Source organism: Saccharopolyspora sp. NPDC003752 (assembly GCF_053605825.1).
Genome location: NZ_JBSGJZ010000013.1, coordinates 151,240 through 177,620, shown reverse-complemented (window position 1 = coordinate 177,620; position 26,381 = coordinate 151,240). Strand labels below are relative to the sequence as shown.

Below are 26,381 nucleotides of genomic sequence, written 5' to 3'. Positions count from 1 at the left end.
CCTGAGCGGTCCGCTGCCGTCAGATATCGGCCGGGGCCTTCAGCTGGGTGAAGCGGAGGCGGTTGCCGAAGGGGTCGCGGAGGCCGCAGTCGATGCCGTACGGGCGCTCGGTGGGTTCCTCGGTGAACTCGACGCCCCTGGCCAGCAACGTCTCGTACGTCTTGTGGCAGTCGTCCGTGGTGAGGATGAACCATCCGCCCATCGCGCCCTTGGTCACCAGTTCGCGGACCTCCTTCGCGGTCTCCTCGGACAGCGACGGCGCCCCCGGCTTCTCCAGCATGATCTGGCGCTCCGGGTGGCCGGGAACGCTGACGGTCAGCCAGCGCATGAAACCCATGTCGATGTCGGTGTTGACCTCCAGGCCGAGCTTGCCGACGTAGAAGTCGAGGGCCTCGTCCTGGTCGAGGACGTAGATCTGCGAGTGGGTGATGGCGTTGAACATGGACAACACGCTAATCAGCCGGGCCCAGGAAAACTTATCCAGAACTGATCGATCGGCAGGCTCCGGAACTCGGCCGCGTCCACGCCATCACGAAGCAGTTCGGCACGTTCGTAACCACGGCTTCCTTGCGGTACGCCCGCGGCGAGCTGCCGACGATGTCGTGGAACGTGCGGCTGAACGTTCCCAGGCTGCCGAAGCCGACCGCGAAGCAGATGTCCGTCACGCTGCGATCGGTCTCCCGCAGCAGGAACATCGCGCGCTCGACGCGGCGGCGCTGCAGGTAGCGGTGCGGCGTCTCGCCGAACGTGGCCCGGAAGGTGCGCGCGAAGTGCGCTTCCGACACGTGGGCGATCCGGGCCAGGGCCGCAACGTCCAGCGGCTGCGCGTAGGCGCGGTCCATCGCGTCCCGCGCCCGGAGCATGCGGCGGTTGTTCTCCTCGGTAGCGCGGCTCACAGCGCCATCCCACCAGGTGCTGCGGAGGGCGCCTCGTCGAAGGCGCCCTCCGGCTGCGGTCAGAGGATGTCGGCGGGGCTGTAGGCCGCCGCCTCCGGGTGGCGGGCGGTGATCTTCTCGACCTGGTCGACGATGGCGCCGACCTGGGCCGCCGCCGCTCCCGTGAAGGCGAGGCGGTCCGCAAGGAGGGCGTCCAGCTCCGCCCGGTCCAGCGGGAGGCGGTCGTCGGCCGCCAGCCGGTCCAGGAGGTCGTTGCGCTCCGCGCCCTGCTCGCGCATCGCCAGCGCGACCGCCACCGCGTTCTCCTTGATCGCCTCGTGCGCGGTCTCCCGGCCGACACCGGCCCGCACCGCCGCCATCAGCACCTTCGTGGTGGCCAGGAACGGCAGGTAGCGGTCGAGCTCGCGGGCGACCACGGCGGGGAACGCGCCGAACTCGTCGAGCACCGTCAGGAACGTCTCCAGCAGGCCGTCGAAGGCGAAGAACGCGTCCGGCAGCGCCACCCGGCGCACCACGGAGCAGGACACGTCGCCCTCGTTCCACTGGTCGCCGGCCAGCTCGCCGACCATCGACACGAAGCCGCGCAGCACCACCGCGAGGCCGTTGACCCGCTCGCAGGACCGGGTGTTCATCTTGTGCGGCATCGCGCTGGAGCCGACCTGGCCCGGCTTGAAGCCCTCGGTCACCAGCTCGTGCCCGGCCATCAGCCGGATCGTGGTCGCCACGTTGGACGGCGCGGCGGCGAGTTGGGCCAGCGCGGTGAGCACCTCGAAGTCCAGCGAGCGCGGGTAGACCTGGCCGACGCTGGTCAGCGTGCTGCCGAAGCCGAGGTGGCCGGCCACCCGGCGCTCCAGCTCGGTGAGCTTCGCCGGGTCGCCGCCGAGCAGGTCGAGCATGTCCTGCGCCGTGCCGACCGGGCCCTTGATGCCGCGCAGCGGGTAGCGCGCGAGCAGCTCCTCCAGCCGGTGGAAGCCGACGAGCAGCTCGTCGGCGGCGGTGGCGAAGCGCTTGCCGAGCGTGGTCGCCTGGGCGGCGACGTTGTGCGAGCGACCGGCCATGACCAGCTCGCCGTACTCGCCGGCGAGCTTGCCGAGCCGCGCCAGGACGGCGACCGTGCGGTCGCGGACCAGCTCCAGGCTGAGCCGGACCTGCAGCTGCTCGACGTTCTCGGTGAGATCCCGGGAGGTCATGCCCTTGTGGATCTGCTCGTGGCCGGCGAGGGCGTTGAACTCCTCGATGCGGGCCTTGACGTCGTGGCGGGTGACGCGCTCGCGGGCGGCGATGGAGTCGAGGTCGACCTGCTCCAGCACCCGCTCGTAGTCGGCGACCGCGTTCTCGGGGACCTCGATGCCGAGGTCGGCCTGGGCGCGCAGCACCGCGAGCCACAGCTTGCGCTCGAGGATGATCTTCTGCTGCGGGGACCACAGCTCGACCAGCTCGGGCGAGGCGTAGCGGGCGGCGAGGACGTTCGGAATGCTGGGCTTGACCGTCACGAACAGCCAGGATACCGGCGACCCGCCGCCGTTCTGCCCACCCGGTCACGCCACGCCGGAAGCCGCGCCCGACCGCGACTCGTGGGACTCCTGGGACGAGACGGAGGGCACCTCCGGGGACCGCAGTTTCAATTGAAACCGCGGTCCCCTGGTCCCCCTCCCCCTTCGACACCAGCGCGTACTCGAAGCCGGCCCGCACGACGACGGTCGCGGGCGCCTCGGTACCGAGGCCCGGCCCGAGGCCGTGCGGCTGGGTGGTCGTGACGTTGAAGGCCGCGGTGTCGACCTCGGGGATGATCTCGGCCAGGTGGCCGCGGATCCGCTCGCCCTCGGCGATCAGCTGCGATTCGGGCAGGCTCATCGGCGCAATGCTCTCGTCGAGTCACGCCCGGAACAGCACCTTCCGCACAAATGCATCCACTGTGGACATGTCAACCCGCTGCCACGCCCGGTAGAGCTTGAGGAGCGTGTTCTGAGGTCTTCGGCGAGGTGCCAGTCCCCGCACAGCAGGTACGCCGAGCGGCGCAGCCACAGCGCACGCGCCGCGGCGAACTCGCGGAACTCCTGTTCCCGTTCGGCCCGCATGGAATCGGTCCCCTTTCGCGCTACCGCCGTTGTCTACGGAGCCGGGCCGCGCGGGGTTGCACGAACGCGCAACTCGTTATCGATCCCGAAGACCACGCCATCCGACCGGTCCAGCACGCGCACCGCATTCCGGCAGGTAATCCCGTGGCGCGGCGCGAAATTCGCGATCGATACCGGATCGGTGCATTAATTTGGCCCTAAATGACCCGGCCTTCGCTGGACGGCGGCAAATCCCGACCATATCGTTGGTGCACCACAGGGTTGATGCGAACAAAGGAACTACGAACGGATGGCCATCGACGTGTTCCGCGATGAGCGGCAGGACGTGTTCTGGATCGTCGGCATGGGCCTCACCCTGAGACACGCCACCACGTTTCGACCCGGCGCGGTGTACGCGGGGCAGTCGATACCGGCCCTGTGCGGCGCCGCGCTGAAGGTTCCGCAGCCCACGCCGAGCGGGCGCGAACCGAACTCGAAACCGGTCACCGACAAATGCCAGGAATGCTCGCGGGAAGCCGCCGAGGGCGATTTCGCGGAAACCACCTGGGACTTCTGACCACCCCGCGGACCGGCGGAAAATCGGTCGACCGGGACGCACGGTGCGAACTACCGTCGATGTCACCATGGCTTCGCGCGGTTCGAGTGCATCCCGGTTCCTGTGGTCCCTGCTGGCGCAACGGCCGGGACTGCTGACGCTTGCGACCATTTCCGGCGCGTTGTGGATGCTGCCGACGGCGCTGATGCCGCTGGTGGTCGGCCGGGCGATCGACGAGGGGATCCGCGACGGCGTCGACGGCGCGCTGCTGGGCTGGGTGCTGGTCGTGGTGGCGCTCGGCCTCACGCTGATGGTCACCGCCGGCACGCTGAACTGGGCCTCGCACACGCTTTGGCTGCACGGCGCGGCGGGATCCCAGCGGCTCGTGCTGGGCCACGTGATCGGGCTCGGCGGCACGCTGACCCGCAAGGTCCGGGCGGGCGAGGTGGTCACGGTCGGCGCGACGGACATCTACCGCATCGGCGGGGTGTTCGAGGTGATCGGGCGGGCCACCGGATCGCTGGTCTCCTTCGCCGTCGCCGCCGCCGCGGTGCTGTGGATCTCGCCGGTGATGGGCGTCATCGTGCTGATCGGCGTGCCGCTGGCGACCGTGGGCATCGGACCGCTGTTGGCCCCGCTGCGCCGCCGCGAGGAAGCGCAGCGGGAGGAGTTGTCGCAGGTCAGCGCGCAGGCCGCGGACATCGTGTCCGGGCTGCGGATCCTGCGCGGCGTCGGCGGCGAGTCCCGCTTCCACGCGCGGTTCGTCGACGCCTCCCAGCGGGTCCGGGTCGCCGGGGTGGCCGCCGGGCGGATCGAGGCGCTGCTGGCCGCCGCGGAGATCCTGCTGCCCGGCCTGGTCACGGTGCTGGTCACCTGGATCGGCGCGCGGCTGGCGCTGGACGGCGACATCAGCGTCGGCGAACTCGTCGCGTTCTACGGCGTGTCGGCGTACCTGGTCATCCCCGTTCGCACCGCCACCGAAGCGGCCTACGCCTTCGCGTCCGCGCAGGTCGCGGCCGGTCGGATGGGCTCGCTGCTGCGGCTGGAGCCCGAGCCCGCGCCGCCGGAGCACCCGAAGCCGCTGCCACCGGGCCCGCTGGATCTGTTCGACGAGGCGAGCGGCCTGCGCATCCCGGCGGGCGAGCTGACCGTGATCGACGCCGGCGAACACGCGGAGGCCCTCGCGGAGCGCCTCGCCGGTGCGGCGATCGCCGGCGGCGTGCCGCTGCGCGACGTCGAGCCGGCCGAAGTGCGCCGCCGAATCGTGTTGGCGCACAACCAGGACCTGCTGTTCTCCGGACCGGCCCGCACCGAGATCGACCTGGAGTCCGATGTGGACGTCGAAAGCGCGTTGCACGCGTCCGATGCGCACGACGTGATGTCGGCCCTGCCCGCCGACGGGCTGCTCGACGAGCGCGCCCGCTCGCTCTCCGGCGGTCAGCGGCAGCGCCTGCTGCTCGCCCGCGCGCTGTGCTCGGACGCCGACGTGCTGATCCTGGACGAACCGACCTCGGCGGTCGACGCGCACACCGAGGCGAGGATCGCCGAGCGGGTCGGCGAGTTGCGCCGCGGACGCACCACCGTGGTGCTGAGTCAAAGTCCGTTGTGGATGGCCGTGGCGGATCAGGTCCGGCACGCGGGAGCCGACGCATGAGCACGAAACTGCCGCTGGCGGGAGGAACCGCGGTGCGCCGCTGGATGTGGCGCACGCTCCTGGTGCACCGCCGCCGCTTCGCCGCGATGATGCTGCTGTTCGGCCTGACGACGCTGGTCGGGCTGATCGGGCCGCAGATCCTCGGTTCCCTCGTCGACTCGGTGGTCACCGGCACCACCACCGGATACGTCGACCTGCTCGCCGCGGTGTTCCTCGTGGTGCTGGTGGTGCAGGCGCTGCTGGCTCGTTCGGCCAGGATGCGCGCGACGATGCTCGGCGAGCACCTGCTGGCGGAATCGCGCGAGAGCATGGTCGGCCACGCGCTGCGGCTGCCGCTGGGCACCGTCGAGGCGGCCGGCACCGGCGACCTGCTCAGCCGCGCGACCACGGATGTCGACCGGCTCGACTACACGATCCGCAACGCCGCGCCCGAGATCGCCACGGCGCTGATCACCATCGTGCTGACCGGCACGGCGATGATCATCACCTCGCCGCTGCTCGCCTGCGGGATGCTGGTCGCGGTGCCGCTGATGGTCTTCAGCACCCGCTGGTACTTCCCGCGTTCGCTGCCGAACATCGAGCAGGTCGCGGCGAACTGGTCGGAAGTCCAGTCGAGCACGCACGAATCCGTCGAGGGCGCGCGGGCCATCGCGGCCCTGCGCCTGGGCGCGCGCCGCCGGGCGCGCAACGAGCAGGTGCTCGGCCGGGCCGCCGCGGCGGAGAAGCGGCACCGGAACATGCTCACGGTGTGGCTGCCGTTCCTGGAGCTGTCGTACGTGCTGCCGATCGGCGCGATCCTGCTCATCGGCGGCTGGGCGTACCAGGCGGAGCTCGTCGAGCTCGGCACCATCATCACCGTCGTGCTCTACGCGCAGGCGATGTCGAACCCGTTCGACGAGCTGTTCATGTGGCTCGAAGAGCTGCAGACCGGGCACACGGCGCTGCAACGCATCCTCGGCGTCCGCGAGGTCCCGGTGGCCGACGACGAAGCGCCCCGCCCTGGGGAGGAGCCGGGTCGCGACCTGGTGATCCGCGACGTCCGCTTCTCCTACCGGGAGGACCGGGAGATCCTGCACGGCATCGACCTGGCCGTCCCGGCCGGTCAGCGGCTGGTGATCGTCGGCCCGTCCGGCGCGGGCAAGTCGACGCTCGGCAGGCTGATCGCCGGCATCAGCCGGCCGGACTCCGGATCGGTCGCCTTCGGCAGCACGGAGATCACCGACCTGCCCGCCGCGCGGCTGCGCCGCGAGGTGGTGCTGCTGACCCAGGAGCACCACGTCTTCGCCTGCTCGCTGCGGGAGAACCTCGCGCTGGCCGACGGCGACCCGAACGACGACCAGCTGACCGACGCGCTCAAGGCGGTCGGGCTGCAGGACTGGGTGTCGGCGCTGCCGGACGGGCTGGACACGGTCCTCGGCGCGGGCGGGCACCCGGTCCCGGCGGCCCGCGCGCAGCAGCTCGCGCTGGCCCGTGTGCTGCTGGCCGACCCGCACACGGTGGTCCTCGACGAGGCGACATCGCTGCTGGACAACGTCACGTCGCGGGAGCTCGAACGGGCGCTTTCGACGCTGCTGACGGGGCGCACGGTGATCGCGATCGCGCACCGCCTGCACACCGCGCGCAACGCCGACCAGGTGGCCGTGATGTCCGACGGGCGCATCGTCGAGCTGGGCAGCCACGAGGAGCTGCTCGCCGCCGACGGCTCGTACGCGCGGCTGTACCGGGTGGCTCAGCCGAGCTGAGAGCGCAGCATCCGGCGCGCCGCGCCGCGGGGATCCGGGTCGCTTTCGATCAGCGCGTTCACCACCGCGCCGTCCACCAGCGCGATCAGTTCGAGCAGCCGTTCGCGGCCGACCTCCATGCCGCTGCGGGCGAAGATCTCCGCGAGCAGGTCGTGCAGTTCGGCGCTGAGCTCGCGCATCAGCGGCGCCAGGTAGGGGCGGCGCGGCGAGCCGACCAGCCGCTCGTAGCGCAGCAGCACCGGCTCCGCGCCGCCGTCGCGCGATCCGGTGCCCAGCAGGAGGTCCAGCAGCAGCTCGATCACCGCATCGGTGCCGCGCGGACGCTCGGCGAGCTCGTCGAGTCGGGCCCGGCCGGTGGCGAGTTCCTGCCGCGACTCGTACTCGACGGCGGCGCTGACCAGATCGTCCAGCGACGAGAAGTAGTAGGTGGTGGAGGCCAGCGGCAAGCCGGCGCGCTCGGCGACCGCACGATGCCGCACGGCTTCGAAGCCGCCCTCGGCCAGCAGCTGCGCGGCCGCCACGACCAAGGCCTGCCGCCGCCGCTCGCCCTTCGGAGTACTGGCCGCTGTCATGTCTGCCGATCCTATTCGTCAGCGAGCACGGCGTGGTCACGCGAACGGTCGTGAGTGGTGGTGGCCGCCTGGGCGACCACCACCACTCACGACCACCGGCCCGCGCGAGCTCACGAGCAACTGCGGAGGTCAGTGGCCGGCACCCGCGAGGTTCAGGCCGATCACGCCGGCGACGATCAGCACGATCGAGACCAGCTTCAGCGCGGAGACGCCGTCGCCCAGCCAGACCATGCCGATGATCGCCGTCAGCGCGGCGCCGATGCCGGTCCACACCGCGTACGCGGGGCCCGCGGGCAGCGTCCGCATCGCGTACGCCAGGCCCGCGAAGCTGATGGCGGCCAGCACGAAGAACGACACCGTCGGGATCAGCCGGCTGAAGCCGTGCGAGAGCTTGAGCGAGATCGCCCAACCCGCCTCGAAGATTCCCGAAACCATCAGAATGATCCAGGCCATCATTGCTGGTCGCCCTTCCCTCGATCCGGCACCCGGGCCGCTCACCCGCTGTCTGGTACTAACGTACCGATAATTTGGTACGGCAGTACCGTTCTGGTGAGCGATGCCACCACATACCGGACACGAGGGACGCGCGAAGAACCGTTTCCGCAGTTCAGAGCTCGTGAGCGGTTTGGAGTGCCATAGCGATCCAAAGCACTCACGAGCGAAGCCGCGTCGCGGAGATCAGAACTGGTCGGCCAGGCCGCCCGCGATCGACGCGATCCGCGCGCCGTACGGCGCTGCCGGAGAGCCGGTGTCCGGATCGCTGAGCACGACGACCAGCTTGCCGCTGCGGGCCTTGCGCACCGACTGCTCGGTGCCGTCCGGGCGCCGCACGTCGCCGGGCGTCGCCTGCTCCGGCGACACCGCGCCAACCGGGCTCACGATCACCGTGACGCTGCCCGACGAAGACCCGTCGCGCAGCACGAACGAAGCCGTCTTCGCGCCGGACGGGCACGGGTCCGGGGCGACCGGCGCCATCCCGGCGGCCTCCGGCAGCTGCTTGGTCACCGCCGCCGCGAGCTGCGCGTCCGGCCCGCACCGGCCCGAGCGGTCACCCAGGACGCCCGGCCCGTCGACGCGCGGGGAGATCGACGCGGTCTCCGGCCGGCTCGCGACGTTGCTGCTCGACGACGACCCGAACATGCCGGTCCCCAGGCCGACGCCGCCCACCAGCACGGCGGCCGCGACCACCGTGCCGCCCAGCGCCGCCATCCGGCGGCGCGCCGTGATCCGCCGCGATGCCCGCGCCACGTCGCTCTCGTCGAACGACGCCGGAGGCACGGACTGCACCGAATCGCGGAACAGCTCCTCGAGCTTGCGTTCGTCCACCTACCCGCACCTCCTCACGCCGACCGCAGGTCGCCGAGCTCATCACCCAGCGCTTCCCGCAACGCCGCCAGCCCCCGGGCGGACTGGCTCTTCACGTTGCCTTCGCTGCACTTCATGACTGCCGCCACCCCCGCGACGTCCAACCCCTCCAGGAATCGGAGCACCAACACCGCCCGCTGCTTCGGCGGCACCTTCTGCAAGCCCGCGAGCAGGGTCTGCTTGGTCGCCACCGAGTTGTCCACGTCCGGCGAGTCCACCGGCCGGTCCGGCAGCACCTCCGCGGCGCGCTCCCGCCGCCACGGCCGCCGGGACTCGTCGATCACCGCGCGGGTCAGGGTGCGCCGCACGTACGCGTCCAGTGCGCCCTTGTCGCGGACTTTGCGCCAATGCCGGTGCAACGCGATGAACGCGGTCTGGGCGAGATCGTCCGCGCGGTGCCAATCGCCGCACATCATGTACGCCATTCGACGCACCGCCTCCCGCCGAGCCGCGAAGTACTCCGCGAACTCCTGCTCTTCGCGCTGGTCCACGCGGAACTCTCCGCTCGTTGTGCCTGCACCTGTACGGACGGAATCGCCGACCCCGGCCGTTGCACGGCACCGGCGATCCACCTGTGATTGATACCGCAGCCGCCGCAGCGGTGTCAGCAGGGTTGCTGCCCGAACCCGGTGCCGATGTGGTGTGATCTGTTCGTGACCAACACGGCGCCGATCGACCTCCGTTCCGACACGGTCACGCGTCCCGACGAGCAGATGTCCGCGGCCATGGCCGCGGCCGAAGTCGGCGATGACGTGCTCGACCACGACCCGACGATGCGTGCGCTGGAAGAACGCGTCGCGCAGCTGCTCGGCACCGCTGCCGCCCTGTGGGTGCCCAGCGGCACGATGGGCAACCTGATCGCCCTGATGCTGCACCTGAAACGCGGGGACCGGTTCCTCGCGCCGCGCGGCGCCCACGTGCTGAACCACGAGCTCGGCTCCGCGGCCTGGCTGGCCGGCGGCATGCCGGAGCCGCTGGACTGGAGCGCCGGGCCGGGACGCCCGACGGCCGAGGCGGTGCGGGCCCAGCTGGGCGGCGCAGCTGCCTACGACATGCTGCACACCACGCTGTTGTGCCTGGAGAACACGCACAACGGCGCGGGCGGCTCGGTCATCCCGCCGGACGAGCACGTCAGGCTCGCGGCGGCCGCGCGCGAAGGCGGCCTGAAGGTCCACCTCGACGGCGCCCGGCTCTGGAACGCCTCGGTCGCGCTCGGCGTCCCGCCGGCCGCGCTGACCGTCGGCGTCGACACCGTGCAGGCCTGCCTGAGCAAGGGGCTCGGCGCGCCGGTCGGCTCCGTCGTCGCGGGCAGCGAGGAATTCATCGGCGAGGCCCGCCGGGTGCGCAAGATGCTCGGCGGCGGCGTCCGGCAGGGCGGCGTGCTCGCCGCGGCCGGGCTCGTCGCGCTGGACCGGCTCGACGCGCTCGCCGAGGACCACGACAACGCCCGCGCGCTCGCCGATGGGCTCACCGAGCTCGGCTGGGACGTCACCCCACCGCAGACCAACATCGTTCTCGCGGCGGTTCCGGACGTCCAGCTGACCCTGCGACGCTTGCAGGCGATCGGGGTGCGGGCGGTGCCGATGAGCGGGCAGGTCCGGTTCGTGACGCACCGCGACGTGTCCAAGACCGACATCGAGGAAGCGCTCCGCAGGATCGGCGGAGCCCGGCTGTAGGACTCCCGTTGGAGGGCTCGTGGTGCGTTGGATCGTGTTCGACTACGGCGAGGTGATCAGCCGGCGCACGGCTGCGCTGCCCGACATCGCGGCGCTGCTCGGGGTCGAGCCGCCGGAGTTCGAGCAGGCCTACTTCGCCGAGCGCATCGCCTACGACCGGGGTGTGTCCGATGTGGAGTACTGGCGGGCGGTCGCGGCCCGGCTGGGCAAGGACGTCGACGGCGAACTGTCCGTGCGGCTGACCCGTGCCGACGCCGCCGGCTGGCTGGAGACCGCGCCGGAAACCCTGCAGCTGCTGGAAGACCTGCACCGGCAGGACGTCACGATGGCGGTGCTGTCCAACGCGCCGTCGTCGTTCGGGCGCGCGGCGGAGCAGGAGAGCTGGGCGAGGCTGTTCAAGCACCTGATCTTCTCGGGTGACCTGCGCCTGGCGAAGCCGGACGCGGCGATCTACCGGGTGCTGCTCGAAACGCTCGACGCGCCGGCCGCGGAGTGCCTGTTCTTCGACGACCGGCAGGAGAACGTCGACGGCGCCCGCGAAGCGGGCCTCCACGCGGAGCGCTGGCAGGGCGCGGACGCGGCCCGCGCAACCCTCCGGGCCCACGGCATCCTGCCCTGAACGGGCGAAGGGCGCCTTCGTCCAGATCGAAGGCGCCCTCGCTCCCCACCGAGTGGTTCAGGATTTGATCTGCTTGCGGTCGCGGGCCCAGCCGATCGCGGCGGTGGCGACGAACAGCACGCCGCCTATGACGGCGAGCCAGAACAGGCCCTTGATGACGAAGCCCGCCACCGAGATCACCAGCCACAGCAGCAGCAGTCCGCCGATCACTTTCCACAACATCGCACGCACCTCAGCTCGACCGCGCCGTTCCCCGTCCTGCCTCCAGCGTGCCAGATCATCGGCCCGAATCGGCCCGCCGAAGCCGATACCGGGGAAAACTCAGGGGTTCCCGGAGACCGCCGGACCCCCTGCCGGGTCACGACGCCGCAATTTCCATTGAAATTGAACCTTCGATTTCAATGGAAATTGCGGCCCTCCGGACCGGGGGTGGGCCCTCCGGACCGGGGTGGCCCTCCGGACCGAGGTGGTCGGCCCGGACCGGGGGGTGGTCAGCTGGGGAGCCAGTGGGTCAGGCGGTCCAGGGATTCGGCGATGTCCTCGGTGCTGCCCGCGAAGGACAGCCGCACGAAGCGGTTGCCGAGCACCGGGTCGAAGTCGACGCCCGGCACCACCGCCACCCCGGTCTCGTCCAGCAGCCGCTGGCAGAACCCCGTCGTGTCGTCGGTGAGGTGCCCGATGTCCGCCCAGGCGTAGAACGCGCCGTCGGCCGGGGCGACCCGGGTGATGCCGAGCTCGCCGAGGCCGCTCAGCAGCAGCTCGCGGTTCGTGCGGTAGCGCTCGACGTGCGCGTCGACCTCGGCGTAGGCGTCCGGGGAGAAGGCCGCGACCGCGCCGTGCTGGGACAGCGCGGGCGGGCAGAGCGTGAAGTTCCCGGTCAGCGAGTCGACCGCGCGGCGCAGCCGCGGCGGCACCAGCATCCAGCCCAGCCGCCAGCCGGTCATCGACCAGAACTTGGAGAACGAGTTCACGACGATCGCCTCGCGGGAGAACTCCCAGGCCGAGTGCAGCGGGTCCCCGTAGCTGAGGCCGTGGTAGATCTCGTCGCTGATCAGCTGCACGCCGTTGGTCCCGCACCACCGCGCCAGCCCGGCCAGCTCGTCGCGGGAGAGCACCGTGCCGGTCGGGTTCGCCGGACTCGCCACGATCAGCCCGTGGATCGGCTCGTCGAGCGCGTCCAGCATCTCCACGGTCGGCTGGAAGCGGGTCGTCTCGTCGCACGGCAGCTCGACGACCTCGCAGCCCAGCGCCGCCAGGATGTTCCGGTAGGCCGGGTAGCCGGGACGGGCCAGCGCGACGCGGTCCCCGGCGTCGAAGGCGCTGAGGAACGCGAGCAGGAAGGCACCGGAGGCGCCGGTGGTCACCACGACGTCGTCGGCCTGCACCGCGAGCCCGTAGGCGCGGTCGTAGTGCCCGGCGATCGATTCACGCAGCTCGGGGAGGCCGAGCTGCTCGGTGTAGCCGAGCGCGTGGTGGTGCAGGGCCTGCGCGGCGGCGTCGCGCACGGCCTTCGGCGCGGGCGTGGCGGGCTGGCCGGCGGCCAGCGAGACCACGTCGCCCTTCGTCCGCTGCCGCGCGGCAGCCGCCGACAGGACCTCCATGACCTGGAACGGCTCAACGGCCGCCCGCGCGGCGACCCGAAGTGCAGTGGCGCTGTCGAACATGCCAACAGCCTGCCAGGCGCCTGGTCGATGCAGAACACCTGGCCACCACTCGCCGGCACGTCCCAGCCGCCGCGTTCCCGCAGGTACGGGGCGCAGGAACTCAGTAGCCCTGGTAGCCACCGCCACCGGCCATGGACTTCAGGCCCGGGTGCCCCTCGAAGCCGCCGTAGCGGTCGAAGGTGTAGCGAACACCCGCGATGATGTTGTCCACCGGGTTGTAGATGTCGTCGTGACCGGGCAGCTTGTGCGCCTGGAAGGTCGGGTCGATGCACTGCATCAGGCCCTTCGACGGCGTTCCCTTCGCCGCGTTGGAGTCCCAGTCGTTGATCGCGTGCGGGTTGCCGCCCGACTCCTTCTCGATGATCGTCCAGATCTCGTCGATGTTGTCCTCGGTGACCGGGACGCCGTTGGCCTGCAGGATCTTGATGGCCTCGCGGATCCACTCCTCGACGTTGCCGGGCGGCGGGCCACCGCTGGGCGGGCCGCCGCTGGGCCCGAGGCCACCACCGCCGCCACCGGAGCCACCGCCGGACTCACCGCCGCCGGAACCCCCGCCGGAACCACCCGAGCCGCCGGACGAGCTCGACTCCCCGCCGGGCGTGCTGGACTGCTGCTTGGTCGCCTCGGGCGGTGTCATGTCCCAGTCGACCTGCCGGCCGGGGGCCGGCGTGAACGGCTGCTCGCCCGCCTTCGCCAACGAGGAGAACGCGCCGGTCAGCCCCGCCCCGGCGCCGCGCAACTCGCCCAGAGCGGCGCCGAGCTTCGCGTTCGCGTCGTCGATCTTGCCCTTGGCTTCCTGGGCGTGCTCCTTCATGGCCCTGGTGATGGCGTCGTCGCGCCGGCGCGCCGCCTCTTCCTTGGCCGCGTCGTCGGCCGCCCCGGCGATCTCCTTCTGGTACGCGTCCTCGGCGGCACGGGCGTCCGACAGCGCCCGCTCGCCGATCGCGTTGACCTCGTCCTTGGCGGACTGCACGCCCTGCGCCGCCCGGTCCAGCACGTCGGCGGAGCTCTGCAGCGCCTCGCGGGCCTTGTCGAACCCGCCGGTCACCTTGCCCATGTAGCCGACGAAGGCGTCCGCGGACGCGCCCTCCCACGCCCCGTCGAGACCGCGCACCGCCTGGCCGAGGTCGTTGCCGTGGTCGCCGGTGCGGCCGGCCGCGTCGCGCCAGCGGTTGCCGATCGCGCGGATGTCCTCCGGCCTGCTGTTCTCGATCTTGCGCAGCTGCTCGGCGAGCTCGCCCCCACCGGGCTTGCTCGCCACCTCTCCCGAAATCCCCATCAGATCCCCAGCTCAGCGGAATGATTCGACGTTCGCCCGATCGGTCTCGTCGACGGTGGTCCGCACCGCGTCGAGCGCGCCGCTGACGCTGCGCAGCAGCTGCTCGGCGGCGTCGAACTCGCGCTTGCCGGTCGCGTCGAACTCGGTGATCGCGGAGGCGAACGAGCCCGCCGCCTCCAGTTCGCCGAAGATCGCGGCATCGACGTGCTGACCCTCGAAGCCGTCCCCCACCGCCCCGACCGGCCCGGCCTTGCCGTCCACCGACGCCCGGCAGTCCTCCATGGCTTCCAGGTTGTAGCCCGCCCGGGTCACAGACGCCTCCTCGTGCTCGCCCCCGCGCCTCCGGCGGCGGGTCCCCGCGGTTCCTCGCGGCCAGAGCAAGAACACCAGAAAAAACCGCCCGGTGGCGGGGTTTCCCCCATCACCGGGCGGTTTTCACCGAAGTTTCCGTTTCGGTCAGGAGTTCGGGATGGCGATCTCGCCCTCGACCGCGCGGAGCGCGATGTCGGTGCGGTAGTGCGAGCCGGGCAGGTGCACGCCGGCGACCCGGCGGTACGCCGCCTCGCGGGCCGACGCCAGGTCCTCACCGGTGGCCACGACCGACAGCACGCGGCCGCCGGCGGACAGCACCGCGCCGTCCTCGCGGCGCCGGGTGCCAGAGTGCAGGATGCCCTGCGCGTCGCCGCCCTGGATCACGTCGTCGACGCGCGGCCGCCCGGGGTAGCCCTCGGCGGCGATCACGACGGTCACCGCGGCGCCGGGCTCCCACTCCAGCGGCGGCTGCTCGGCGAGCTCACCGCGCGCGACGGCGTTGAACAACGACGCCAGCGGGGTGTGCAGCAGCGACAGCACGGCCTGGGTCTCGGGGTCGCCGAAGCGGCAGTTGAACTCGATCACCTGCGGGCCGCTGGAGGTCAGCGCCAGCCCCGCGTACAGCAGTCCGGAGAACGGCGTGCCGCGGTTCGCCAGCTCGTCGACCGTGGGCTGCACGATGGTGCGCACCACGTTCTCCACCAGGTCGTCCGGCGCCCACGGCAGCGGCGTGTAGGCGCCCATGCCGCCGGTGTTCGGGCCAGCGTCGCCGTCGCCGACGCGCTTGAAGTCCTGCGCGGGCAGCAGCGGGACCACCGTCGTGCCGTCGACCAGGCAGAACAGCGAGGCCTCGGGGCCGTCCAGGAACGACTCCAGCAGCACCGGGTGCCCGCCGTCGAGCAGCTTGAGCGCGTGCGCGCGCGCCGCGTCGAAGTCGCCGGTCACCAGCACGCCCTTGCCGGCGGCCAGGCCGTCGTCCTTGACCACCCAGGTGGGGCCGAAGTGGGCCAGCGCGGCGTCCAGCTTCGCCGGGTTGTCGACCACTTCGCTGTGCGCGGTCGGCACCCCGGCCGCGAGCATGACGTCCTTGGCGAACGCCTTCGAACCCTCGATGCGCGCGGCCGCCTTCGACGGGCCGAAGCAGGCGATGCCCGCCGCCCGGACGGCGTCGGACGCGCCCGCGACCAGCGGCGTCTCGGGGCCGAACACGACGAGGTCGGCCTTCCACCTGGTGGCCAGCTCGGCCACTTCGGCCGGCTTCGCGACGTCGACGCCGTAGGTCTCGGCGAGCGCAGCGGTGCCGGCGTTGCCCGGCGCGCAGGCCAGCGCGGTCACGGACGGGTCGCGGGACAGCGCCAGCACGATCGCGTGTTCCCGGCCACCGCCACCGATCACGAGGATTCGCACAAGCCGTGAGCGTAGAGCGTGTGGCACGCCACGTCGGCGGTGCCCCCGCCCTTTTTGGCGCGAATGCCTCGCCGGGGGTAGCTCATCCGGTCGATCCCGGTAGTTCACCCGGCCGTTGTCGCGGGGTTGCCCGGCCTTGCGCGAATGGTCGATTGCGGCGGTCAGTGTTTTGCCCGAATGTGCAGCGTTGATCGACATGCTGCGCGAGACACAGGAGGGCACATGACCATCCGGGTACGCCTGACGGCGCTGTCCGTCGCGGGCGCAGCGGCGCTTGGGCTGATCACCGCGCCCGCCATCGCCGCACCGAGCCGGCCGCAGGACACCGACCAGGTGGCGGTCTTCGGGCACCGCGGCGCCTCCGGGTACCGGCCGGAGCACACGCTGGCCTCCTACGAGCTGGCCGCCCGGATGGGCGCCGACTACATCGAGCCCGACCTGGTGTCCACAAAGGACGGCGTGCTGGTCGCGCGGCACGAGAACGAGATCGGCGGCACCACCGACGTCGCCGAGCACCCCGAGTTCGCCGGCCGCAAGACCACCAAGGTCATCGACGGCAGCTCGATCACCGGCTGGTTCACCGAGGACTTCACCCTCGCGGAGCTCAAGACGCTGCGCGCCAAGGAGCGCATCCCGGACGTCCGGCCGAACAACACGATCTACGACGGCCGCTACGAGGTGCCGACGTTCCAGGAGGTCCTGGACCTGCGCGCCCGGCTGTCCCGGGAGCTCCGCCGCGACATCGGCGTCGCCCCGGAGACCAAGCACCCCAGCTACTTCGCCAAGCTCGGCCTGGCGCTGGAGCCCGGCGTCGTCGAGGCGCTGACCCGCAACGGCCTGAACCGGCCGGACGCCAAGGTCGCCGTGCAGTCCTTCGAGGTGGCCAACCTCAAGGAGCTCGACCGGTCGCTGCGGGTGCAGCTCGTGCAACTGATCAGCAACTCCGGCGCGCCCCAGGACTTCGTCGAGGCCGGCGACCCGCGCACCTACGCCGACCTGGTCAAGCCGGCGGGCCTGCGGGAGATCGCGGCCTACGCCGACGTGATCGGCCCGGACACCAAGGTGATCCTGCCGGTGAACGCCGACGGCTTCCTCACCGCGCCGACCACCGTCGTCGCCGACGCCCACGCCGCCGGCCTCGAGGTGGTGCCCTACACGGTCCGGGCGGAGAACAAGTTCCTGCCCGCGGACTTCCGCTCCTCGGCCGACCCGGCCGCCTTCGGCGACGCCTTCGGCTTCTTCCGGGCGCTGTTCGAGCAGGACATCGACGGCATCTTCAGCGACCACCCGGACATCGCGGTCACCGCCCGCGACGAGTTCACCCGCCCCTGACGGCCGCTCCGCACGCCCTGGGGGACCGCAGTTTCAATTGAAACTGCGGTCCCCCTGGTTTCGGGGCCAGTTTCAATTGAAACTGCAGTCGGCACCGCCGCCGCCGGCCGCGCCGGGCCATTCGGCCGCCTAAACTGTCCATGATGGACGGAGGTGTCCGGTGGCCCAACTGCTGCTCGTGCTGATCGGCGCACTGCTGGTCACCGCGGTCGCGCGCAGCCGCGAGATCGCCGCCCCGCTGCTGCTGGTCCTGGTCGGCCTGGTCGTCTCGCTGATCCCCGGCACCGCGCGGCTGGAGATCGATCCGGAGCTGCTGCTGACCGTGGTGCTCCCGCCGCTGCTGTACGCCGCCGCGCTGGAGAGCTCCTACACGAACTTCCGGGCCCGGATCATGCCGATCGTGCACCACGGCGTGCTGCAGGTCGTCGCCACGTCGTTCCTGGTCGGCTGGCTGGCCTTCACGCTGATCCCGGAACTGCCGCTGAAATCGGCGATCGTGCTCGGCGCGGTCATCGCGCCGCCGGACGCGGTCACCGCCGCCGCGATCGGCCGCCAGCTGAAGCTGCCGCGCGGCATGATGACGGTCCTCGGCGGCGAAAGCCTGATCAACGACGCGGCGGCGCTGACCATCTACCGGATGGCGATCGCCGCGGTCGTCGGCACCACGCCGACCCTGGCGCAGGGCGCCCTGGTGTTCGTGCTGGCCGTGGTGGTCGGCGTCGGCCTCGGGCTGGTGTTCGGGATGCTCGCGCAGGTCGCCCGCACCCGCGTGCCGGACGTGCAGGTGGCGACCGTGCTGGGCGTGCTCGTGCCGTTCATCGCCTACCTCACCGCCGAGCAGCTGCACGGCTCCGGCGTGCTCGCGGTGGTCACCGCCGGGCTGTACGTCGGCCACAACCAGCCGCGGGCGCGGGCCGCCGGACGCCTGCAGGAGCACACCGTCTGGGCGTCGATCAACCTGCTGCTGGAAAGCCTGGTGTTCGCCTACATCGGGCTGCAGCTGCAGACCGTCATCACCACCATCGTCACCGCCGGGCGCAACCTCGGCATGGTGTTCGCGTCCGCGCTGATCATCCTGGCCGCGACGATCGCGGTGCGGATCCTGTGGATGTTCGGCTCCAACTACCTGCCGGGCCTGGCGCACCTGCTGGCCACCAGCACCAAGCGCGGCGTCCGGTGGCGGCGCACCGCCGTGCTGTCGTGGGCCGGGATGCGCGGCGTGGTCACGCTCGCGGCCGCGGGCGCGATCCCGCACACCACCGGCACCGGCGAGCCGTTCCCGGCGCGCGGGCTGATCCAGTTCACCGCGTTCGTGATCGCGGTCGGCACCATCCTGCTGCAGGCAACCACGCTGCCGTGGCTGATCCGGAAGCTCGGCATCGCCGACCCGGAGGAGGCCGCGCGCGACGACCAGGCGGAGGCGGAGGCGCGGGTGACCGCGACCAACGCCGCCCTGCGCTACCTGGAGCGGCTCACGCCCGAGGACCTGCACACCAGCCCGGAGCACTTCGACCGGATGATCAGCCGGATGAAGGGCCTGGTGGAGCACCAGGGGATGGCCGCAGCGGAGCAGGTCGGGCGCACGCCCGACGAACGGGCGGACACGGCGAGCAAGGCGTTCTCCGACCTGCGCCGCGACCTGATCGAGGTGCAGCGGTCGGCGATGGCCGACGAGCGGGACGCGGGCAACGTCGACGACGAGGTGCTGCGCCGCGTCCTGCGCGAACTGGACCTCCAGGAAGCCGCCATCGACAGCTCCTGGCGCAACCGCTGACCCGGGTTCCCGCAATTTCAATGGAAATCGGAGGTCCGATTTCCATTGAAATTGCGGTTCAACTCACGCCATCGTGTGACGGACGATGGTCTGGTCCCGGCCGGGGCCGACGCCGACCGCCGAGATCCGCGCCCCCGCGAGCTCCTCGATCCGCGCGATGTAGGCCTGCGCGTTCGCCGGCAGGTCCTCGAAACTGCGCGCCCCGCTGATGTCCTCCCACCAGCCCGGCATCTCCTCGTACACCGGCACCGCGTGGTGCACGCCGGTCTGCGTCATCGGCATTTCCTCGACCCGCTCGCCGTCCACGTCGTAGGCCACGCAGATCGGGATCGACTCCAGCCCGGACAGCACGTCCAGCTTGGTGAGGAAGTAGTCGGTGATCCCGTTGACCCGGGTCGCGTAGCGCGCGATCACCGCGTCGAACCAGCCGGTGCGCCGCGAGCGTCCGGTGGTCACGCCGAACTCGCCGCCCTGCTTGCGCAGGTTCTCGCCCGCCTCGTCGGTCAGCTCCGTCGGGAACGGGCCGGCACCGACGCGGGTGGTGTAGGCCTTCAGGATGCCGATCACCGCGTTGATCTTCGTCGGGCCGATGCCGGAACCGGCGCAGGCGCCGCCCGCGGTCGGGTTCGACGAGGTGACGAACGGGTAGGTGCCGTGGTCGACGTCCAGCAGGGTGCCCTGCGAGCCCTCCAGCAGCACCGTCTCGCCGCGGTCCAGCGCCTTGTTGATCAGCAGCTTGGTGTCGGCGATCCGGCTCGCGAACTGCTCGCCCTGGGACATCACGGTGTCCACGACCTCGTCGACGTCCAGGGCGCGGCGGTTGTAGACCTTGACCAGGATCTGGTTCTTGATGTCCAGCGCGGCCTCGACCTTCTGCCGCAGGATCTTCTCGTCCAGCAGGTCCTGCACCCGCACGCCCACCCGGGCGATCTTGTCCTGGTAGCAGGGCCCGATGCCGCGACCGGTGGTGCCGATCTGCTTCTTCCCCAGGTACCGCTCGGTGACCCGGTCGATGGCCACGTGGTACGGCATGATCAGGTGCGCGTCGGCGGAGACCAGCAGCCGCGAGGTGTCGACGCCGCGGCCCTCCAGCCCGGCCAGCTCCTCCAGCAGGACGCCCGGATCGACGACGACGCCGTTGCCGATCACGTTGGTCACGCCGGGGGTGAGGATCCCCGACGGGATGAGGTGCAGGGCGAAGTCCTGCCCGTCCGGCAGCACCACGGTGTGACCCGCGTTGTTGCCGCCTTGGTAGCGGACGACCCACTGCGCCTGCTCGCCGAGCAGGTCGGTCGCCTTACCCTTGCCTTCGTCGCCCCACTGGGCGCCGATCAGCACGATCGCCGGCATGTGAAACTCCAACCTGGACTGGGTGGTCGCCAGCGTGACCGCACGCTTCGCCCGCTCCCACCACGGGGTATGCCGGTCGATCAGGGTAAACCAGGAGCGAAACGTGAGTACCACCGCATTGTCCTGCGGAAACGTCGAGCGCGCAGCGCGCCCGTCCGGTGACGGTGTGCAATGGTTCGACGTCCCGGCGGCACCGGCCCGCGCCGACCTGGACCCGCTGCTCGCCGACGCCCGGGAACGGCTGGTGGTGCACGGCACCGACATCGACTTCGCGTCGGTGGTGCTGCGCCTGCTGCGCAAGAACCGGCTGGCCGACCTGGTCGTCGGCTACGTCCCGGTCGCCGACTCGCCGGCCGCCCGGCTGTGGGGGCTCCGCCCCGGCGACTTCGACCGCGCGCTGACCGCCGCGCCGCGACCGGCGGCGCTGATCCGGGACGACTCGGGTGGCGTGCTGCTCGGCGAGGGCTCGATCGAGCCGATCACCGGGCAGGTGTACTGCGACGACGAGCAGGTGCTCAACGGCGCCGCGACCAGCATCACGATCTCGCCGGACCCGGCGGCCGCGCCGTTGCCGGAGCCGACCTCCGACCCGATGAACGCCATGCTCGACCCGGCCGCCGACGGCATCCTCGTCACCACCGTCCGCCGCGGCCTCCTGCGCAGCCGGCGCACCGTCGCGCGGGGGCGCGCGGTGCAGGCGTCGTTCCGGTCGGCGACGGTGCACCACGACGGCGTCGCCCACCCGCGCCCGATGGAGAAGTGGGTCTGGTACCGGCACACCGAGGACCTGAGACTGGCGCGCTGATCACCCGGCCGAATTCCACCCATTCCCGACAAATGTGATTCCCGTTTTTGCCTGGAATCGAGCGTCCTCGACGCACCGCGCCGTCTCCGGTCGGTGCGAAATTCACCAGCAAGTGGCACGATCGGTGGCGATTTCACGCCAAGTCACCCGTTCGCCACTCTCCGGCATTGTCCCGGCCAACTGCGTGGGCAATGGTCAGCACGGACATCGGCGAGACGCCCATGCGGAGGGAAGCCATGACAGGCCACCGATCGTTGCGCGCCACCCTGACCGCCCTACCCCTGGCTGGAATCCTCGGCCTCGCGCTGGCCGTGCCCGCCGGCGCCGAGCCGCCCGGCATCCCGGATCCCGCGACGGCGAAGTCCGAGCTGTCGAAGCTGACCGTCGCACCGGAGGGTTCGATGGACGGCTACAGCCGGGAGAAGTTCCCGCACTGGATCGAGGGCCCGGACAACTGCAACACCCGCGAGGCGGTGCTCAAGCGCGACGGCAAGGACGTCCAGACCGGCTCGGACTGCTACCCGACCTCCGGCAGCTGGCTCAGCCCGTACGACGGCGAGACCTGGACCCAGCCGTCCGATTTGGACATCGACCACGTCGTGCCGCTGGCCGCCGCGTGGCGTTCCGGCGCGGCGGAGTGGACCCAGGACCAGCGCCAGGCGTTCGCCAACGACCTGGAGGGTCCGCAGCTGATCGCGGTCACCGACAACGTCAACCAGGCGAAGGGCGACCAGACGCCGGACGAGTGGATGCCGCCGCTGGCCGGCTACCACTGCACGTACGCGTCGATGTGGGTCGGCACCAAGAACAAGTACGGCCTGACCGTCACCGACGCGGAGAAGTCGGCGCTGCAAAAGGCCCTCGACGGCTGCTGATCCGCCTGCGGTGCCCCGTGCGGGAGCGGGGCACCGCAGGTTTCGCGTGAAACGGGCGCCCCCACGCACGCCCGGTGCCGGTTTCGCGCGAAGCCGACCTCCGACCGCGCCGCTCTCGGCAGGACATACTGGAGCGGCCGAGGCGCCGTGAGGAGGGCCGTTGCATGTCAGACCACGCAGAGCCGGATCGCTCGACCGCACCGGAGCCTGCGGTGCGGCGCTCCGAGGTGACCGCGCCGCCGGGCGGGGTGATGACCGACGAGGTCGGGGTCATCACCGGCGACCTGGAGCTGGCCACCGAATGCGCCGACGGCGACGTCACGGTGTGGATCCGCTACGCGGGCGCAGCGGAGTGGTACCGGCTCTCTGCGGCCGACTGCCACCTCCACGACCCGCGCGATCACGAGGCCCTGCACAACGCCCTGATCGCGGTCCTCAACCGCCCCGCGGGCTGACGCTCAGCCGGTCTTCTCCTCCGGGTGCAGGGGCGGCAGGGCGGCGATCGCCTCGGTCCGGCTGAGGCCGGTGGCCTGCAGGAGGTCCACCGCGATCGAGCGGACCTGCAGCACCACCACCTGCATCGAGAAGTCCCCCTCGCCGAGGAGTTCCACTGTGGACTTCTTGGCGACGGATCTGGCCGCCGCGCGGGTCTGCAGCGGATCGACGCCGCTGGCCAGCTCGTCGCGCAGCAGCACCACAGCGCCCGCCAGCTCCTCCAGGAGCCCCGGCAGCGGGCGCGGCACCGGTTCGCCGTCCCGCAACGCGGCGAGCGCCCGGCGCGCGAGCACGCGCGTGTTGCGCAGCGCGCGGTCGATCGGCGTCGCCGCGGTCTCGTAGCGCTCCAGGTCACCGCGCCGCCTCCACCGGATGGGCGCGAACCGTGCGATCTCCTGCCCGGCCTCCAGCGCCGCGCGGAGCTCCTCCACGTTCTGCTGGCTCTTGCGCGCCTTCGCCAGCACGTCGGCGGCGAGCTCGATGTCCTGCCGCGCCACCGCGTTCCCGACGCCGCGGAGCGCGTCGGCGAGGGCGCCGAGCACGAGCCGCCCGTTGCGGTGCGCCACGGCGAGCGGGTTGGCGGGCAGCAGCGCGGCGACGATGAAGCCGACCAGACCGCCGATCGCGGCGTCGAGCATTCGCGTCAGCCCGCCGGCGGTGGCCGGCGGCAGCAGCGTCGCCACCAGCACCGACGACGACGCGGCCTGCAGCACGATCACGACGCCGCTGTCCAGCAGCACGGCGGTGCTCATGGCCAGCGCGACGACCAGCGCGATCTGCCAGCTCCCCGTGCCGATGAACGAGATCAGGATGTCGCCGACCCCGACGCCGATGCTGACGCCGACGACGAGTTCCAGGGCGCGCCGCATCCGCTGGCCCAGCGAGACGCCGAGCGAGATGACCGCGGCGATCGGCGCGAAGAACGGCGCCGGGTGGCCGAACAGGTGGCGGGCCAGGAACCACGCGAGACCGGCCGCGATCGCGCACTGCGCGATGGGAACTCCGGTGCGCATGAGGCGGCGCAAGCGGCGGACGAGTTCCTCGCGCAGTCGGTGCACGCTCCACATTGTCCGACAGATCGCGGCGCAATCCGAGTGCCGCCGCAGTGATCCTCGCTCGATCTGCGCGACCGGGCGCGAGGCCCGGTCGCGCACGCGGCTCAGGCCAGGCCGGTCGCGTCCAGGGAAGCCGGGTCGCTGTCGGCGAGCAGCTGGCGGCAGCGGTCGAACTCGTCCGCCTCGCCGATCGCCCTCGCGGCCTTCGCCAGCGCCGCGATCGAGCGGAGCACGCCCTGGTTCGGGGCGTGCCGCCACGGCACCGGGCCGAAGCCCTTCCAGCCGGCCTTGCGCAGCGCGTCCAGGCCGCGGTGGTAGCCGGTGCGGGCGTAGGCGTAGGCGGCGATGTGCTCGTCGGCGTCGAGCGCGGCCTCCGCGAGCGCGGCCCACGCGGCGCTGAAGGTGGGGTGGTGCGCGGCGACCTCGGCCGGGTCGGTGCCGGCGGCCAGCTCGCCCTGCGCGGCCTCGTTCTCCGGCAGCAGGGTCTCCGGCGGTTCCAACAGGTTCCTCGTCATGCCCCAATCCTTCCAGGTACGACGACGGCCCGTCCGCCACCAGGCGAACGGGCCGTCGCAGTCCGAGGGGGCGCCGACTTCTCGCGAAATCGCGCCCTCCGGGTGAAAACCTCAACCCGCCAGCATGCGGCCCGCGGACTTGAGGTTCTCGCAGGCGTGGGCGACGCGGGCCGCCATCGCCTGCTCGGCGACCTTCAGGTAGCTGCGCGGGTCGTAGGCCTTCTTGTTGCCGACCTCGCCGTCGATCTTCAGCACGCCGTCGTAGTTCTTGAACATGTGGTCTGCGACGGGCCGGGTGAAGGCGTACTGGGTGTCGGTGTCGATGTTCATCTTCACCACGCCGTAGGAGACCGCCTCGTGGATCTCCTCCAGCAGCGAGCCGGAGCCGCCGTGGAAGACCAGGTCGAACGGCTTCGAGCCGGCCGGCAGGCCGAGCTTCTCCGTCACCACGTCCTGACCCTGCTTGAGGATCTCCGGGCGCAGCTTGACGTTGCCCGGCTTGTAGACGCCGTGCACGTTGCCGAACGTGGCGGCCAGCAGGTAGCGGCCCTTCTCGCCGCTGCCGAGGGCGTCCACGGTCTTCTCGTAGTCGCCGGGCGCGGTGTAGAGCTTCTCGTTGATGTCGTTGGCGACGCCGTCCTCCTCGCCGCCGACGACGCCGACCTCCAGCTCCAGGATGATCTTGGCCTTGGCGGCGGCGGCCAGCAGCTCCTGGGCGATCTCCAGGTTCTCGTCCAGGTCGATGGCCGAGCCGTCCCACATGTGCGACTGGAACAGCGGGTTCTCGCCGCGGTCGACCCGCTCCTGGCTGATCTGGATCAGCGGCCGGACGAAGCCGTCCAGCTTGTCCTTCGGGCAGTGGTCGGTGTGCAGCGCGATGTTCACCGGGTACTTCGCGGCCACCACGTGCGCGAACTCGGCCAGCGCCGTCGCGCCGGTGACCATGTCCTTGACCTTGGTGCCGGAGGCGAACTCGGCGCCACCGGTCGAGAACTGGATGATGCCGTCACTCTCGGCCTCGGCGAACCCGCGCAGCGCCGCGTTGAGCGTCTCCGACGAGGTCACGTTGATGGCCGGGTAGGCGAATTCGCCCGCCTTCGCCCGGTCCAGCATCTCCGCGTAGACCTCGGGGGTCGCGATGGGCATCGGTCGTCCTCCTCGGGGGTGGAGTTTGGTCTTGGTGACGGGAAGTCGCGCAGCATCCTACGAGCTCATGCCCGTTGTCAGCGGGCCCGTTCGGCCCGGTGCCACACTTTCGCGTCACAGTGCCCCAGCCGGGGCTGTCTTGGAAAGCCGGTGACAGGATTCAGAACGGGACGAATCCTGTGGACATCCTCACACGCTGCAGGTTCGGCGGCCAGGGAGCCCGCCGATTCGATCTTGGTGGCGGCTAGGCCCAGGCGCCGGTGAGCAGGTTCCACTCGCGGACGGTGGTCTTGGCGATCACGCCGGCCTCCGTGTAGGGGTCCGCGGCGAGGACCCCGCCGAGCTCGTCGGCGTCGGCGGCCTCGTAGATCAGCTGGGCGCCGAGGTTGTCGGCGAACGGGCCGCCGGCCAGCAGCACGCCGCGCTCGGCGAGTCCGCGGCAGTACTCCCGGTGCGCGGGCCGCACCTCCAGGCGGCGCTCCTCGTCCTCGCCGTACACCAGCTCGACCACGAACTTGGCCATGTTCCCGACACCTCCGCTGCAGATCACCGATCGATATCGACGCTACCCGGTCGTGTTATCCGTACCAGTGGCCAGCCGGTAGGTTGTTCGATCATGGCCGGTGATTCGCACAGCACCGCACGGAGCGTGGAGCAGACCCTCGGACACCTGCGCGCGCTGGACAGCGCGGCGGTGGACACCACGGCGCAACCGCTGACCCTGGAAGACCTGTACCGCCAGCAGCGCATGCGGATGGTGCGACTGGCGATCCTGCTGGTCGACGACCCGGCGACGGCCGAGGACGTGGTGCAGGAGGCGTTCACCGGGCTGTACCGGAACTGGTCCGGGCTGCGCGACGCGCGCGCCGCGATCGGGTACCTGCGCACCGCGGTCGTCAACGGCAGCCGCTCGGTGCTGCGGCGCCGCAAGACGGCCCGCGAGTACCAGCCGCCGCACCAGGCCGACGCCCGTTCGGCCGAATCGCTGGCGATGTTGACGGCCGAACACCAGGCGGTCGTGGAGTCGCTGGGCAAACTGCCGCGACGGCAGCGCGAGGTGCTGGTGCTGCGGTACTACGGGAACCTCACGGAAGCGGAGATCGCCGAGGCCACGGGCGTTTCGAAGGGCACCGTGAAGTCGACCGCGAGCCGCGGCCTGGAGGCCCTGCAGAAGCTGATGGGCAACTGATCGACGGGGAAGTCCGCGAAATCCCAGTCGAACGACACACCAGTTT

The 26,381-nt window shown here is 71.3% G+C and carries 28 protein-coding genes; 11 read left to right on the top strand and 17 right to left on the bottom strand.

Translation table 11 applies throughout. The annotated features are described in order from the left end of the window. Positions 1–19: 19 nt before the first annotated feature. The 3 genes from ACWEV3_RS19260 to purB form a co-directional block, all read right to left on the bottom strand. Positions 20–442 (bottom strand): VOC family protein, encoded by a 423-nt coding sequence (locus ACWEV3_RS19260; protein WP_452615178.1) that lies wholly within the window; start codon positions 440–442, stop codon positions 20–22. A 34-nt stretch (positions 443–476) separates the two neighbouring features. Next, complete coding sequence (locus ACWEV3_RS19255; protein WP_452615235.1) at positions 477–863, bottom strand: helix-turn-helix domain-containing protein; 387 nt, start codon at positions 861–863, stop codon at positions 477–479. Positions 864–955: 92 nt separating this feature from the next. Next, positions 956–2,389, bottom strand: a complete 1,434-nt coding sequence (gene purB / locus ACWEV3_RS19250) for an adenylosuccinate lyase (RefSeq protein WP_452615177.1) — start codon at positions 2,387–2,389, stop codon at positions 956–958. Positions 2,390–3,263: 874 nt separating this feature from the next. Between purB and ACWEV3_RS19245 the strand changes: the two genes are divergently transcribed. From ACWEV3_RS19245 to ACWEV3_RS19235, 3 genes are all read left to right on the top strand, one after another. Next, the gene (locus tag ACWEV3_RS19245; protein ID WP_452615176.1) at positions 3,264–3,530 is read left to right on the top strand and encodes a hypothetical protein; all 267 of its coding nucleotides are present in this window, start codon (positions 3,264–3,266) and stop codon (positions 3,528–3,530) included. A gap of 67 nt (positions 3,531–3,597) precedes the next feature. Beyond that, positions 3,598–5,163, top strand: coding sequence for an ABC transporter transmembrane domain-containing protein (locus ACWEV3_RS19240; RefSeq protein WP_452615175.1), 1,566 nt, complete (start codon positions 3,598–3,600; stop codon positions 5,161–5,163). Next, on the top strand, positions 5,160–6,905 hold the full coding sequence (locus tag ACWEV3_RS19235) for an ABC transporter ATP-binding protein (protein ID WP_452615174.1): 1,746 nt from the start codon (positions 5,160–5,162) through the stop codon (positions 6,903–6,905). The genes ACWEV3_RS19240 and ACWEV3_RS19235 overlap by 4 nt, the downstream gene beginning before the upstream one ends. Here the strand turns inward: ACWEV3_RS19235 and ACWEV3_RS19230 are convergent. From ACWEV3_RS19230 to ACWEV3_RS19215, 4 genes are all read right to left on the bottom strand, one after another. After that, a complete protein-coding gene (locus tag ACWEV3_RS19230) occupies positions 6,893–7,477 on the bottom strand; it encodes a TetR/AcrR family transcriptional regulator (protein WP_358580795.1) in 585 nt (194 codons plus the stop codon). The two genes, ACWEV3_RS19235 and ACWEV3_RS19230, sit on opposite strands and share 13 nt — an antisense overlap. A gap of 129 nt (positions 7,478–7,606) precedes the next feature. Beyond that, on the bottom strand, positions 7,607–7,930 hold the full coding sequence (locus ACWEV3_RS19225; protein ID WP_452615173.1) for a DMT family transporter: 324 nt from the start codon (positions 7,928–7,930) through the stop codon (positions 7,607–7,609). 225 nt (positions 7,931–8,155) lie between these two features. Then, positions 8,156–8,803, bottom strand: a complete 648-nt coding sequence (locus ACWEV3_RS19220) for a hypothetical protein (RefSeq protein WP_452615172.1) — start codon at positions 8,801–8,803, stop codon at positions 8,156–8,158. Between the two features lie 14 nt (positions 8,804–8,817). Beyond that, complete coding sequence (locus ACWEV3_RS19215) at positions 8,818–9,333, bottom strand: SigE family RNA polymerase sigma factor (RefSeq protein WP_132482104.1); 516 nt, start codon at positions 9,331–9,333, stop codon at positions 8,818–8,820. Positions 9,334–9,495: 162 nt separating this feature from the next. On the opposite strand from ACWEV3_RS19215, the gene ACWEV3_RS19210 reads away from it, so the two are divergent. Together ACWEV3_RS19210 and ACWEV3_RS19205 are read left to right on the top strand one after the other, a co-directional pair. Next, entirely contained in the window at positions 9,496–10,518 is a 1,023-nt protein-coding gene (locus ACWEV3_RS19210) for a threonine aldolase family protein (RefSeq protein WP_452615171.1), read from the top strand. Between the two features lie 19 nt (positions 10,519–10,537). Continuing rightward, positions 10,538–11,137, top strand: coding sequence for an HAD family hydrolase (locus ACWEV3_RS19205; RefSeq protein ID WP_452615170.1), 600 nt, complete (start codon positions 10,538–10,540; stop codon positions 11,135–11,137). 57 nt (positions 11,138–11,194) lie between these two features. On the opposite strand, the gene ACWEV3_RS19200 is transcribed toward ACWEV3_RS19205, so the two are convergent. The 5 genes from ACWEV3_RS19200 to purD form a co-directional block, all read right to left on the bottom strand. Then, complete coding sequence (locus tag ACWEV3_RS19200; protein ID WP_358580785.1) at positions 11,195–11,359, bottom strand: hypothetical protein; 165 nt, start codon at positions 11,357–11,359, stop codon at positions 11,195–11,197. Positions 11,360–11,628: 269 nt separating this feature from the next. Continuing rightward, positions 11,629–12,801 carry a pyridoxal phosphate-dependent aminotransferase gene (locus ACWEV3_RS19195; RefSeq protein WP_452615169.1) on the bottom strand — a complete coding sequence of 391 codons (1,173 nt, stop codon included), beginning with the start codon at positions 12,799–12,801 and terminating at the stop codon, positions 11,629–11,631. Between the two features lie 100 nt (positions 12,802–12,901). After that, positions 12,902–14,080 carry a transglycosylase SLT domain-containing protein gene (locus tag ACWEV3_RS19190; protein WP_452615168.1) on the bottom strand — a complete coding sequence of 393 codons (1,179 nt, stop codon included), beginning with the start codon at positions 14,078–14,080 and terminating at the stop codon, positions 12,902–12,904. 12 nt (positions 14,081–14,092) lie between these two features. Then, complete coding sequence (locus ACWEV3_RS19185; protein ID WP_452615167.1) at positions 14,093–14,392, bottom strand: hypothetical protein; 300 nt, start codon at positions 14,390–14,392, stop codon at positions 14,093–14,095. Between the two features lie 144 nt (positions 14,393–14,536). Then, entirely contained in the window at positions 14,537–15,799 is a 1,263-nt protein-coding gene (gene purD / locus ACWEV3_RS19180) for a phosphoribosylamine--glycine ligase (protein WP_452615166.1), read from the bottom strand. A 222-nt stretch (positions 15,800–16,021) separates the two neighbouring features. On the opposite strand from purD, the gene ACWEV3_RS19175 reads away from it, so the two are divergent. Next, positions 16,022–17,131 (top strand): glycerophosphodiester phosphodiesterase, encoded by a 1,110-nt coding sequence (locus ACWEV3_RS19175; RefSeq protein ID WP_452615165.1) that lies wholly within the window; start codon positions 16,022–16,024, stop codon positions 17,129–17,131. Positions 17,132–17,291: 160 nt separating this feature from the next. Then, positions 17,292–18,905, top strand: a complete 1,614-nt coding sequence (locus tag ACWEV3_RS19170; RefSeq protein ID WP_452615164.1) for a Na+/H+ antiporter — start codon at positions 17,292–17,294, stop codon at positions 18,903–18,905. Positions 18,906–18,968: 63 nt separating this feature from the next. Here ACWEV3_RS19170 and ACWEV3_RS19165 read toward each other — a convergent pair whose 3' ends face one another. Next, positions 18,969–20,255: an adenylosuccinate synthase gene (locus ACWEV3_RS19165; RefSeq protein ID WP_452615163.1), complete on the bottom strand. Its 1,287-nt coding sequence runs from the start codon at positions 20,253–20,255 to the stop codon at positions 18,969–18,971. 103 nt (positions 20,256–20,358) lie between these two features. On the opposite strand from ACWEV3_RS19165, the gene ACWEV3_RS19160 reads away from it, so the two are divergent. From ACWEV3_RS19160 to ACWEV3_RS19150, 3 genes are all read left to right on the top strand, one after another. After that, a complete protein-coding gene (locus tag ACWEV3_RS19160; RefSeq protein WP_452615162.1) occupies positions 20,359–21,060 on the top strand; it encodes a hypothetical protein in 702 nt (233 codons plus the stop codon). A 236-nt stretch (positions 21,061–21,296) separates the two neighbouring features. Further along, the gene (locus ACWEV3_RS19155; protein ID WP_452615161.1) at positions 21,297–21,935 is read left to right on the top strand and encodes an HNH endonuclease family protein; all 639 of its coding nucleotides are present in this window, start codon (positions 21,297–21,299) and stop codon (positions 21,933–21,935) included. A 164-nt stretch (positions 21,936–22,099) separates the two neighbouring features. Then, positions 22,100–22,390 (top strand): hypothetical protein, encoded by a 291-nt coding sequence (locus ACWEV3_RS19150; protein ID WP_452615160.1) that lies wholly within the window; start codon positions 22,100–22,102, stop codon positions 22,388–22,390. Positions 22,391–22,393: 3 nt separating this feature from the next. Here the strand turns inward: ACWEV3_RS19150 and ACWEV3_RS19145 are convergent, their stop codons facing one another. From ACWEV3_RS19145 to ACWEV3_RS19130, 4 genes are all read right to left on the bottom strand, one after another. Next, positions 22,394–23,497: an FUSC family protein gene (locus tag ACWEV3_RS19145; protein WP_452615159.1), complete on the bottom strand. Its 1,104-nt coding sequence runs from the start codon at positions 23,495–23,497 to the stop codon at positions 22,394–22,396. Positions 23,498–23,589: 92 nt separating this feature from the next. Next, positions 23,590–24,000, bottom strand: a complete 411-nt coding sequence (locus tag ACWEV3_RS19140) for a DUF3151 domain-containing protein (RefSeq protein WP_132482068.1) — start codon at positions 23,998–24,000, stop codon at positions 23,590–23,592. A gap of 111 nt (positions 24,001–24,111) precedes the next feature. Then, entirely contained in the window at positions 24,112–25,146 is a 1,035-nt protein-coding gene (gene fbaA / locus ACWEV3_RS19135) for a class II fructose-bisphosphate aldolase (RefSeq protein ID WP_132482065.1), read from the bottom strand. A gap of 244 nt (positions 25,147–25,390) precedes the next feature. Continuing rightward, entirely contained in the window at positions 25,391–25,669 is a 279-nt protein-coding gene (locus tag ACWEV3_RS19130) for a YciI family protein (protein ID WP_452615158.1), read from the bottom strand. A gap of 93 nt (positions 25,670–25,762) precedes the next feature. On the opposite strand from ACWEV3_RS19130, the gene ACWEV3_RS19125 reads away from it, so the two are divergent. Next, entirely contained in the window at positions 25,763–26,335 is a 573-nt protein-coding gene (locus tag ACWEV3_RS19125) for a SigE family RNA polymerase sigma factor (RefSeq protein WP_452615157.1), read from the top strand. The last annotated feature ends 46 nt before the right edge of the window (positions 26,336–26,381 follow it).

Coding starts and splice junctions, on each gene's coding strand:
- ACWEV3_RS19175 (WP_452615165.1), top strand. CDS start 16,022: ATGACCATCCGGGTACGCCTGACGGCGCTGTCCGTCGCGGGCGCAGCG.
- ACWEV3_RS19235 (WP_452615174.1), top strand. CDS start 5,160: ATGAGCACGAAACTGCCGCTGGCGGGAGGAACCGCGGTGCGCCGCTGG.
- ACWEV3_RS19230 (WP_358580795.1), bottom strand. CDS start 7,477: ATGACAGCGGCCAGTACTCCGAAGGGCGAGCGGCGGCGGCAGGCCTTG.
- ACWEV3_RS19195 (WP_452615169.1), bottom strand. CDS start 12,801: ATGTTCGACAGCGCCACTGCACTTCGGGTCGCCGCGCGGGCGGCCGTT.
- ACWEV3_RS19130 (WP_452615158.1), bottom strand. CDS start 25,669: ATGGCCAAGTTCGTGGTCGAGCTGGTGTACGGCGAGGACGAGGAGCGC.
- fbaA (WP_132482065.1), bottom strand. CDS start 25,146: ATGCCCATCGCGACCCCCGAGGTCTACGCGGAGATGCTGGACCGGGCG.
- ACWEV3_RS19225 (WP_452615173.1), bottom strand. CDS start 7,930: ATGGCCTGGATCATTCTGATGGTTTCGGGAATCTTCGAGGCGGGTTGG.
- ACWEV3_RS19140 (WP_132482068.1), bottom strand. CDS start 24,000: ATGACGAGGAACCTGTTGGAACCGCCGGAGACCCTGCTGCCGGAGAAC.
- ACWEV3_RS19155 (WP_452615161.1), top strand. CDS start 21,297: ATGACAGGCCACCGATCGTTGCGCGCCACCCTGACCGCCCTACCCCTG.
- ACWEV3_RS19245 (WP_452615176.1), top strand. CDS start 3,264: ATGGCCATCGACGTGTTCCGCGATGAGCGGCAGGACGTGTTCTGGATC.
- ACWEV3_RS19150 (WP_452615160.1), top strand. CDS start 22,100: ATGTCAGACCACGCAGAGCCGGATCGCTCGACCGCACCGGAGCCTGCG.
- ACWEV3_RS19200 (WP_358580785.1), bottom strand. CDS start 11,359: ATGTTGTGGAAAGTGATCGGCGGACTGCTGCTGCTGTGGCTGGTGATC.
- ACWEV3_RS19125 (WP_452615157.1), top strand. CDS start 25,763: ATGGCCGGTGATTCGCACAGCACCGCACGGAGCGTGGAGCAGACCCTC.
- ACWEV3_RS19165 (WP_452615163.1), bottom strand. CDS start 20,255: ATGCCGGCGATCGTGCTGATCGGCGCCCAGTGGGGCGACGAAGGCAAG.
- ACWEV3_RS19240 (WP_452615175.1), top strand. CDS start 3,598: ATGGCTTCGCGCGGTTCGAGTGCATCCCGGTTCCTGTGGTCCCTGCTG.
- ACWEV3_RS19260 (WP_452615178.1), bottom strand. CDS start 442: ATGTTCAACGCCATCACCCACTCGCAGATCTACGTCCTCGACCAGGAC.
- ACWEV3_RS19255 (WP_452615235.1), bottom strand. CDS start 863: ATGCTCCGGGCGCGGGACGCGATGGACCGCGCCTACGCGCAGCCGCTG.
- ACWEV3_RS19190 (WP_452615168.1), bottom strand. CDS start 14,080: ATGGGGATTTCGGGAGAGGTGGCGAGCAAGCCCGGTGGGGGCGAGCTC.
- ACWEV3_RS19145 (WP_452615159.1), bottom strand. CDS start 23,497: ATGTGGAGCGTGCACCGACTGCGCGAGGAACTCGTCCGCCGCTTGCGC.